The following is an 8,835-nucleotide window of genomic DNA, read 5'->3' as shown; positions in this document are numbered from 1 at the left end:
CGGGTGCGCGGCGGCGTGCGCCGCGACGGCTCAGGCGATCGGTCGGCGGAGGATGCCGGGCGCCCGCGGCCGGGGGCGACCAGCGGCGTCGGGATCGGACTGCGGCAGCAGCACCGCGAGCTCGAAGCGTTCGCGGAATCGCAGACCCGCACGGGCGCCGTCCGCGCCGACGACGCGGCCGACGGGCAGCGCGACCACGACGACCGCGGCGAGCGCGGCGGCGCCGAGCACGACGAGCACGAGGCCGGCGTGGTCGCCGGAGGAGGTGCCGACGCCGAGGGCGACGGCGAGCGACTGGAGGAGCGCGACGACCACGGTCATCCGTTTGCTCCTTCCTGCGGCGCCGATCGGCGTCGCTCGGCTCACGGTAACACCGCTTCCCGAGCGGCCGCGCTCAGACGAGGAGCAGCAGGACGCCCGCGACGGCGCTCGCCGCGGCGAGCACGAGCGCCACAACGATGAGCACGAGGTGCACGGTGTAGAACGCGGTGCGCTTGCCGTCCGCGTCGGTCGCGCGGGCGTCGTTCGCGATGCGCGGGTAGAAACGCGGCCAGACGACGACGTTGTAGAGGGCGTTGGCGAGGAGCAGCACGGCGGCGAGGATCGTCACCCCGGAATCGTACGCGGCGCAGCCTGCACGCCCGCCGGGCGGGCGGGGCGGTACCGCTTCGAGGCTCAGCGCGGGAGTGCCGCGCCCAGCCGCTCGACCTCCTCGATCGCGGAGCGTGCGGGGATGAGCACGACGGCGCTCGCCCCGGCCGCGTGCAGCCGCGCGACCGACGCCCGGGCGTCCTCGGGCGTGCCGACGACCGCCAGCCGGTCGACCCAGGCGTCCGGCAGGGCCGCGGCGAACGCCTCGCGGTCGGCGGCGCCGGCGCGGAGCGCGCGGAACTCGTCGGCGAAGTCGAGCGGGTCGATGTGGGGCGCCCAGTCGGGGTCGCCGATCCACGCGAGGCCGGGTCGCACGGCGGAGCGCGCCGCGGCGGCATCCTCGTCGACGACGGCGAGCTGGAACGCGACGATCCGGGCCTCCGCCGCGCCGGCGCCGAGTCGCTCCCGCACCGCCGCGAGGTACTCGGGAGTCACGGGCTCGGCGAGCACGACGCCGTCGGCGAACTCCCCCGCCGCGGCGAGCGACTTCGGCCCGCGCACGCCCGCGAGAAGCGGCGGCACGATGGTCGGCGGGTGCTCGAGCCGCACGCCGTCCAGCTGCACGTAGCGCCCGTCCACGTCGACGGTCTCACCGGCGAGCAGGCCCCGGATCGCCTCCGTCTGCTCGCGGAGCATCGTGATGGGGCTCGCGGGCCACACACCGGCCTGGCGCATCCAGCCGGGCATCCCATGGCCGAGTCCGACGACGAGCCGGCCCGGGAAGAGCGCGGCCAGCGTGCCGAGCTCCATCGCGGCGAACGCCGAGTTGCGCGCGGCCGCCGGGAGGATGCCGATGCCGACGCGGATGCGCGAGGTCGCGGCGAGCACTGCCGAAGCCTGCGCGATGCCGCCCCGGTACCCGAGGTCCTCGACGACCCACAGTTCGTCGAAGCCGACCGCTTCGGCGCGCCGCGCGTAGTCGAGCACGTCGCCGGCCGGCAGATCGCGCGGCAGCAGGAGCGCGGTATCGCCGCTCCGAGTCATCCGAACCCCCTCGTCCCCGCCCGGGTGCGGGCGCTCCGCCTCGAGGCTAGCGCGCCGCCCGCCGTCAGCGGCTCGGGGCGAGGACCCGACGCATCCGGTCTCGGACGTCGCGCGCCGTCGGCAGTGCGGCGGCGAGCGCCTGGGACGCGGCGCCGCCGTGCGCGACGATGAGGTTCGCCTGCGTGCGGCGGTGCGGGTAGAGGCGCATGGCCTCGGCGAAGGTCGGGTCGAGGCACGGGTCGAGGTAGGCGACGTCGGAGAGCGCGTCGAGCCGGCGCATCTCGATCGTGCGGCCGAGCACGCCCGGCCGGTGCTCGGCGAGCCCCGTGTCGTACGTGTCGACGAACCCGAACTCCGCGTCGGCCGACCGGAAGTTGAAGGCGACGTAGACGGTGCGGTCCCCGGCGGCCAGGGCGTTGACCCGCAGCCGGCCGCGGTCGCGGAAGCCCGCGGTGACCTCGGCGAACCACTCGGCCATGCCGGTCGCGAGGAACCCCTCGCCGCCGTGCCCCGCGTCGCCCTTCCAGCCAGCGTCCTCCATGCGGAGGAACCCGTCGACCTCGTCGGTTGCGCGGGCCTCGAAGCGGAGCGGCCGCCCGAGCTCGTCGGCGAGGGCGCCCGCGCACTGGCGGAGGCGTCGCCGGGTGCCCTTGCTGCGGTGCGGCAGGGTGGAACTGGTCGGGTCGGAGGTCGAGCCCGCGCAGGCCCCGCGCGCGCACGTCGGCGACGACATCGGGCTGCGCGGAGACGGGGTCGGGCCGGTAGATCACCCGCTCCTCGTGCTCGCGGTCGATGAGCCGGATGCCGACGTGCTCGGCCGCGCCGGCCGCGGCATCGGCGAGCGGACCGTCGACGGGGAACCTGCTGAGCTCGAGGAGTCCGGGCACGGGCAGGCGGCGGAGTCCCGCGAAGAGCCCCTCGAACGCCTCGAGCGGCCGCTCGGCGTCGATGTAGGGGTGATGGCGTCCGGCCCAGCGGCGGAGGAACGCGCCGTTCGTGGAGAGCGTGCGGATGGGCAGCCCGCCGAGGCGGCGCTCCCGCGTGACGGCGACCGCGCCGATGAGTTCTCCGCCGCCGTCCTCCACGAGGATCGCGGCGAGCTCCCGGGCCTCCGGGCGGTGCCGAGCGGAGGCGAGCAGATAGTGGGGCTGGAAGAACGGGTGCGGCAGTGCGGCGCGGTCGGCGAGCTGCTCCCAGCGTTCGGCGTCGACCGCGCCGAGTTCGGCGATGGGCACCACCCGGGCGCGCGGCATCATGCGGCGCATCCCCACGCGTCGTCGCGCTCCACCGGCTGCTCCCCCTCCGCGGTCGGTTCATCGCACAAGATAGCCACCGCGGGTCGCGGCCGGAGGCCCCCGAACGGGTCACGCCGGCGCGGGCACCCCGAGGGGCACGGCGAGGTCGGCGACGATGCGGTCGATCTCGTCGAGCGCGCCGCGGGCGAGTAGCCGCTGCTGCTCCTCGGCGACGGGATCCTGCTCCTCGAGGTCGCCGATGACGATGATGTTCTCGTCGTTCAGGGTGTTGGCGGGGTTCGTGTAGTTGAAGCTGCCGAGGATGAGCAGTCGCTCGTCGATGACGACGAGCTTGTGGTGCACCTTGCGTACGGCCGTGCCCGTGCGGTTGACGAAGAGCTCGATGCCGGCGCCGCGCAGGCCCTCGGTGGCCGCCCATTTCTGCGCGCCCTGACCGCGGTCGAGCACCCCGCGGATGCCGTCGAGGCTCCCCCGCAACCGGATGAGCACGTCGTCGATGCCGGAGGACTGGGCGAAGGTGAACATGGCGAAGTCGATGCGACGCTCGGCCTTCAGCATCTGCTTCATGATCTCCATCTCGGGCCCATGCCGCGGCGCGAAGAGCGGCTTGACCCGCACCTTCGGCAGGCCGTACTCGACGGGCTTGGGCTGCACGCGCTCGGCGAGCGCGCCGAACGTGCCGGTCCACATGCGCACGAACTCGCGCCGGAACTCCGCGGCGAGGCGCTGGCCGCGCAGGAGGACGACGTGGTTGAGGTTCTGCCCCTTCACGCCGTGCGATCCGTCGTTGGTGCCGGTGTCGGTCTCGGTGAAGTTCGTCGAGCCGGTGAGCACCGCGGCGCCGTGTTCGCCCTCGTCGCGCACGATGAACTTCTGGTGGAAGATCGCCGGGTTGAGGTCGGTGACGACCTTGACGCGGGCCTTCAGCATCGCGCCGACGATCTCGCGGTTCACGTCGTGCTCGCCGGGTTCGTCCCAGCCGCGGGCCACCGTCTCGGTGAGGTAGTCGCCTTCGAGGATGACGCGCACGACGACGCCGCGCGTGCGGGCGGCGATGATCGCCCGGGCGATGGGGATCGAGTCGATCTCCTGCACGGCGATGTCCAGCGAGTGCTTGGCGCGATCGATGAAGCCGCGGATCGCCGCATCCAGGTCGTCGGGTCCGCCGAGCGAGACCGGGCCGAGGTGCAGTTCGATGCCGCCGACGCTGACCGGCATGGCGTCCTCCTTCGTCATCCATTCGTGAGTATTTCTCATTCAGGATGACCGACGCCGACGCGCGCGGGATCCGGGACAGCCCGGACCCCGGCCTTGCCCGCCGCGCGCGGACGCGCCTATCCTCCCGGCATGCGCATCGGACGCAGTCGACGACGACTGCACGCCCTCGAACGGCTCGACCCCGCGGTCGACTACGAACGCATCGCGCGCGACGATGCGACGCTCGAGTTCCCCTGGGACCTGCAGCAGTCGCTGAGCTTCGCGCTCTTCCGCACCTACGCGGTGCCCTCGATCGGCGGGCTCCTGCACGAGACCGCCGAGTTCGAGGAGCGCACCCAGCGGCGCCACGACGACACGGTCCTGCTCCTCGACGCCATCTCGACCTCGGGCCTCGACTCCCCCGACGGGCGCGCCGCCGTCAAGCGCATGAACCGGATGCACGGCCGCTACGACATCTCGAACGACGACCTGCGCTACGTGCTCGCGACCTTCGTCGTCACGCCCGTGCGCTGGATCGCCGCGTACGGCTGGCGGCGGCAGTGCCGCGTCGAGATCGAGGCCGCGGTCGCCTACTACCGTCGGCTCGGGCGGCTCATGGGCATCCGCGACCTCCCCGAGACGTTCGAGGAGTTCGCCGATCTGATGGACGCCTACGAGCGGGAGCACTTCCGCCCCGATCCGCGGACGCGCGCCGTCGCCGACGCCACCCTCGAACTGCTGACGACCTTCTACCCGCAGCCGACGCGCCGTCTCGTGCGGGTCTTCTCGATCGCGATCCTCGACCCGCACCTGCGCGCCGCCCTCGGGTACCCGTCGCCCTCCGAGCGGGCCGTCCGGCTCTCGCACGGCGCCCTGCGCCTCCGCGGGCGCATCGTCGGGCTGCTGCCCGCACGGCGGACCCCGCAGTACGCGCGCGATCTCGAGCGCATCCGCAGCTACCCCGGCGGCTACCTCGTCGAGCACCTCGGCACGTTCGCACCGGGCGAGCGGGCGGAACCGGCGGCGCCCGAACCGGCGCGCGCGGCCTCCTGATCGGAGGCGGACGCCTCGTCAGAGCGCCGCGAGCACGTCGGCGAAGCTGCGCGGAGCGCGACCCGTGACCCGGCGGACGTCGTCGCTGACGCGCGCGAAGTCGCCCGCGGCGATCGCGGTGTACGTCGACACCCACGCGTCGAGCTGCCAGCCGGGAGCGCCGTAGGACTCCCGGGAGGCGTAGGCCTCGTCGATCGTCTCGGGGACGTAGCGCACGGGTCGATCCAGCCGCTCGGCGAGGATCGCCGCGACCTCGGCCAGGGAGAGCGCCGCCGGGCCGGTGAGGTCGTACACGGCGCCCACATGCTGCTCCGGATGCTCGAGGACGGTCGCCGCGACTCGGGCGACGTCGCTCCGCGCGACGCCCGCCACCCGCCCGTCGGCGGCCGGCCCGCGGATGGCGCCGTCCTCGCCGATCATGCGGGGTAAGAAGTCGAGGTAGAGGTTGTCGCGGAGGAACGTCGTGACCATGCCGCTCGCGAGCAGGTGCGCCTCGGTCGCCGCATGGTCCCGCGCGAGCGTGAACCGCGCGGTGGGCGACGCACCGAGGAACGAGGTGTAGACGACGTGCCGGACCCCCGCGGCCGCGGCTGCATCGATGAACGCGGCCTGCCGCGCGATGCGGTCGGCCGTCTCGGCAGCCGAGACCATCAACAGCGTCTCGACGCCCTCCAGCACCTTCCGGGTCATGGGGTCGTCGACGTACTCGCACGGCAGCACGACCGCGCCCTCGGGCGACGGCGCCCGCTCGGGACTGCGTGCGAGCACCCGTTGCGGCACCCCGGCCGCCGAGAGCAGTTCGACGACCATGCCGCCGACGGCACCCGTCGCTCCGGTCACGCCGATGGTGGGCAGTGTCATCAGGTCCTCCTCGTCCGGATGCTGCGTCCGCCGGTCCGCCGTCCGCGGCGGCCGAAGGGGGTCAGAGCCGCGTCAGCCCGTGCGGGCGCGTGTTGAGCCGTTCGCCGCCCGTCTCGGTGACGATGACGATGTCCTCGATGCGGGCGCCCCACTCGCCGGGGAAGTAGATGCCCGGTTCGACGCTGAAGGCCATGCCCGGTTCGAGCACGGTCGTGTTGCCCGCGACGATGTAGGGCTCCTCGTGCACCGAGAGTCCGATGCCGTGGCCGGTGCGGTGGATGAAGCGGTCGGCGAGGCCGGCGTCGGCGAGCACGGCACGGGCGGCGGCATCCACCGATTCGGCCGTCGCGCCTGGGCGCACGGCGTCGACGGCGGCCTGCTGCGCGCGTTCGAGGGCGTCGAAGGCGTCGGCGACCTCGTCGGCGATGGGACCGGTCGCGTAGGTGCGGGTCGAGTCCGAGCAGTATCCGGGCTCGACGGGGCCGCCGATGTCGACGACGACGGTCTCCCCCGTGCCGATCACGCGGTCGGAGACCTCGTGGTGCGGATCAGCGCCGTTCGGGCCGGATCCGACGATGACGAAGTCGGCCGCCGTGTGGCCCTCCTCGACGATCGCCGCGGCGATGTCGGCGGCGACCTCGCGTTCGGTGCGGCCCGGCTTCAGCCACTCGTGCACGCGGGCGTGCACGCGGTCGATGGCGTCGCCGGCCCGGCGCAGCGCGGCCAGCTCGTCCGCGTCCTTCACCATCCGCAGGCGCCGGATGACGGGGGTCGCCAGTTCGGGTGCGACGCCGGCGGCGGCCGAGAGGGGCACGAGGTGGAGTGCGGGCATCGACTCCGAGACGGCGATGCGGGTGAGCGGCCCGAGGCTCGTGCACGCGAGGGCGTAGGGGTCGTCGCCGTCGACCCACTCGCGCAGTTCGATGCCGAGCTCGCCCGCGGCGGACTCGCGGATCGCGGCGAGCTCCATCGTCGGCACGACGAGCACGGGCGAGCCGACCGGCGAGAGCACGAGCACCGTGAGGCGCTCGAGCGTGGATGCCGGCGAGCCGAGCAGGTACCGGAAGTCCGGTCCCGGCGTGACGAACACCGCGGAGAGCCCCGCCTCGACGGCGAGCTCGGCGGCGCGTTCCAGTCGGCGTGCGTAGACGTCCGCGTCGAATCGATCCCCCATGGGGCGAGCCTAGTCCGGCGTCCGTCCCGCCGGGCGGGCGCGCCGGGCGGACCCCCGACGCTGCCTAGGATGTCCGCATGGCAGCACGGGGACCGTACGCGAAGGGCGTCGCGAAGCGCGCCGAGATCCTCGAGACCGCGCTCGACGTGATCGCGCGCAACGGCTACAGCGGGGCGACGGTGCGCGAGATCGCCGACGCCGTCGGGCTCAGCCAGAACGGACTGCTGCACTACTTCGGGTCCAAGGACGCCCTGTTCACCGAGATCCTCCGCCGCCGCGACGAGGTCGACGACCTCGCGTACGGGCTGCGGACGGGCGACGACGAGGCGCAGTTGACGGAGGCGATGTCGGCCCTCGTCACGCACAACGCCTCCGTGCCCGGGCTCGTGCAGCTCTACGCGCGGCTCTCGAACGAGGCGTCGGAGCCGGGGCATCCCTCGCACGAGTACTTCCGCGAGCGGTACCGGTCGATCCGGTCCCTCGGCACCGAGGTCTTCGCGAGGCTGCAGGCGGAGGGCCGTGTCCGCGACGACCTCGATCCGGCCGAGCTCGGGATGCTGCTCTTCGCCCTCCTCGACGGCATGCAGACGCAGTGGATGTACGACCCGGAGTCGGTCGACATGGCGGGCGCGATCGACCGCTTCATCGCGCTCATGGCGCCCGCGCACCGCTGACGCGCGCTCGTCGGCGGCGCCCGCGATCGATCCCTGGGCGCTCGCCGAGAACCGCTCGCCATCTAAACCCGCACGTTGTACAGTTTTGGCGGCGCGACGACGCGCTCCCCCGAAAGGACTGGCGAATGACCCTCGAATCCCTCGACCTCGGCGCGACCGCGGGCCTCGGCTCCGGCGCCGACTTCTGGACCACCAAGGCGGCGGGCGACATCCCGGCGATCATGGTGACCGACGGCCCGCACGGCCTCCGCAAGCAGCAGGAGGCCGCCGACCACCTCGGCGTCGGCGCGAGCGTGCCGGCCACGTGCTTCCCGCCCGCCGCCGGACTCGGCCAGAGCTGGGACGTCGAGCTCGTCGAACGCGTGGGCGTCGCCCTCGGCGAGGAGTGCCAGGCCGAGGACGTGCAGGTGCTGCTCGGCCCCGGCATCAACATCAAGCGCTCGCCGCTGGGCGGCCGCAACTTCGAGTACTTCTCCGAGGACCCGCTCGTGTCGGGCGCCCTCGGCGCCGCGTGGGTCACGGGCGTGCAGTCGCAGGGCGTCGGCACCTCGCTCAAGCACTACGCGCTCAACAACCAGGAGGACGACCGGATGCGCGTGAGCGCCGACGTCGACCCCCGCCCGCTCCGCGAGATCTACCTCCGCGGCTTCCGCCGCGTTGTCGAGGACGCGGCGCCGTGGACCGTCATGTGCTCCTACAACCGCGTCAACGGCGTGCTGGTCTCCGAGGACCCGTTCCTGCTCACGCAGGTGCTCCGCGACGAGTGGGGCTTCGAGGGCGTCGTCGTCTCCGACTGGGGGGCGGTGCGCGACCGCGTCGCCGCCGTCGCCGGCGGACTCGACCTCCAGATGCCCGCCGACGGCGGCGCGGGCGATGCCGCCGTGGTCGCCGCGGTCGAGGCCGGCGAGCTCGACGAGGCGATCGTCGACCGCGCCGCCGAGCGCGTCGCCCGGCTCGCCCGCACCGCGGCGGATCGGAGGGGCAC

Annotated in this window: 11 protein-coding genes; 4 read left to right on the top strand and 7 right to left on the bottom strand. The window is 73.7% G+C overall.

What is annotated here, in order from left to right:
- Nucleotides 1-30 precede the first annotated feature (30 nt).
- The 4 genes from GB864_RS17310 to GB864_RS17295 form a co-directional block, all read right to left on the bottom strand.
- Nucleotides 31-321: a DUF6412 domain-containing protein gene (locus GB864_RS17310; RefSeq protein WP_160426939.1), complete on the bottom strand. Its 291-nt coding sequence runs from the start codon at nt 319-321 to the stop codon at nt 31-33.
- A 73-nt stretch (nt 322-394) separates the two neighbouring features.
- Entirely contained in the window at nt 395-610 is a 216-nt protein-coding gene (locus GB864_RS17305; protein ID WP_160426938.1) for an SCO4848 family membrane protein, read from the bottom strand.
- Nucleotides 611-675: 65 nt separating this feature from the next.
- The gene (locus GB864_RS17300) at nt 676-1,635 is read right to left on the bottom strand and encodes an LLM class flavin-dependent oxidoreductase (protein ID WP_160426937.1); all 960 of its coding nucleotides are present in this window, start codon (nt 1,633-1,635) and stop codon (nt 676-678) included.
- 64 nt (nt 1,636-1,699) lie between these two features.
- A complete protein-coding gene (locus GB864_RS17295) occupies nt 1,700-2,368 on the bottom strand; it encodes a GNAT family N-acetyltransferase (RefSeq protein ID WP_160426936.1) in 669 nt (222 codons plus the stop codon).
- Between GB864_RS17295 and GB864_RS17290 the strand changes: the two genes are divergently transcribed.
- Nucleotides 2,280-3,083, top strand: coding sequence for a hypothetical protein (locus tag GB864_RS17290; protein WP_202107353.1), 804 nt, complete (start codon nt 2,280-2,282; stop codon nt 3,081-3,083). The genes GB864_RS17295 and GB864_RS17290 overlap by 89 nt on opposite strands.
- Here the strand turns inward: GB864_RS17290 and GB864_RS17285 are convergent.
- Entirely contained in the window at nt 3,000-4,127 is a 1,128-nt protein-coding gene (locus GB864_RS17285; RefSeq protein ID WP_160426934.1) for a phospholipase D-like domain-containing protein, read from the bottom strand. The genes GB864_RS17290 and GB864_RS17285 overlap by 84 nt on opposite strands.
- 111 nt (nt 4,128-4,238) lie before the next feature.
- Here GB864_RS17285 and GB864_RS17280 point away from each other — a divergent pair, with 111 nt between their 5' ends.
- Complete coding sequence (locus GB864_RS17280; protein WP_160426933.1) at nt 4,239-5,141, top strand: oxygenase MpaB family protein; 903 nt, start codon at nt 4,239-4,241, stop codon at nt 5,139-5,141.
- A gap of 18 nt (nt 5,142-5,159) precedes the next feature.
- Here the strand turns inward: GB864_RS17280 and GB864_RS17275 are convergent, their stop codons facing one another.
- The gene (locus tag GB864_RS17275) at nt 5,160-6,002 is read right to left on the bottom strand and encodes an SDR family oxidoreductase (RefSeq protein ID WP_160426932.1); all 843 of its coding nucleotides are present in this window, start codon (nt 6,000-6,002) and stop codon (nt 5,160-5,162) included.
- Nucleotides 6,003-6,063: 61 nt separating this feature from the next.
- Entirely contained in the window at nt 6,064-7,176 is a 1,113-nt protein-coding gene (locus tag GB864_RS17270) for a M24 family metallopeptidase (RefSeq protein ID WP_160426931.1), read from the bottom strand.
- A gap of 77 nt (nt 7,177-7,253) precedes the next feature.
- On the opposite strand from GB864_RS17270, the gene GB864_RS17265 reads away from it, so the two are divergent.
- Both GB864_RS17265 and GB864_RS17260 read left to right on the top strand, forming a co-directional pair.
- The gene (locus GB864_RS17265) at nt 7,254-7,850 is read left to right on the top strand and encodes a TetR/AcrR family transcriptional regulator (RefSeq protein WP_160426930.1); all 597 of its coding nucleotides are present in this window, start codon (nt 7,254-7,256) and stop codon (nt 7,848-7,850) included.
- A gap of 125 nt (nt 7,851-7,975) precedes the next feature.
- Nucleotides 7,976-8,835: glycoside hydrolase family 3 protein (locus GB864_RS17260; RefSeq protein ID WP_160426929.1), on the top strand; the 860-nt coding region annotated here is incomplete at its 3' end.

The organism is Agromyces seonyuensis (genome assembly GCF_009789225.1).
Taxonomy (GTDB): Bacteria; Actinomycetota; Actinomycetes; order Actinomycetales; family Microbacteriaceae; genus Agromyces; species Agromyces seonyuensis.
Note: the sequence above shows the minus strand (reverse complement) of the source record. Positions and strands in the feature narration are given on the sequence as shown.

Bases quoted from the DNA above. Each gene is read 5' to 3' on its own strand.
- GB864_RS17285 (WP_160426934.1), bottom strand. From the start codon at position 4,127: ATGACGAAGGAGGACGCCATGCCGGTCAGCGTCGGCGGCATCGAACTG.
- GB864_RS17275 (WP_160426932.1), bottom strand. From the start codon at position 6,002: ATGACACTGCCCACCATCGGCGTGACCGGAGCGACGGGTGCCGTCGGC.
- GB864_RS17270 (WP_160426931.1), bottom strand. From the start codon at position 7,176: ATGGGGGATCGATTCGACGCGGACGTCTACGCACGCCGACTGGAACGC.
- GB864_RS17280 (WP_160426933.1), top strand. From the start codon at position 4,239: ATGCGCATCGGACGCAGTCGACGACGACTGCACGCCCTCGAACGGCTC.
- GB864_RS17300 (WP_160426937.1), bottom strand. From the start codon at position 1,635: ATGACTCGGAGCGGCGATACCGCGCTCCTGCTGCCGCGCGATCTGCCG.
- GB864_RS17265 (WP_160426930.1), top strand. From the start codon at position 7,254: ATGGCAGCACGGGGACCGTACGCGAAGGGCGTCGCGAAGCGCGCCGAG.
- GB864_RS17295 (WP_160426936.1), bottom strand. From the start codon at position 2,368: ATGTCGTCGCCGACGTGCGCGCGCGGGGCCTGCGCGGGCTCGACCTCC.
- GB864_RS17310 (WP_160426939.1), bottom strand. From the start codon at position 321: ATGACCGTGGTCGTCGCGCTCCTCCAGTCGCTCGCCGTCGCCCTCGGC.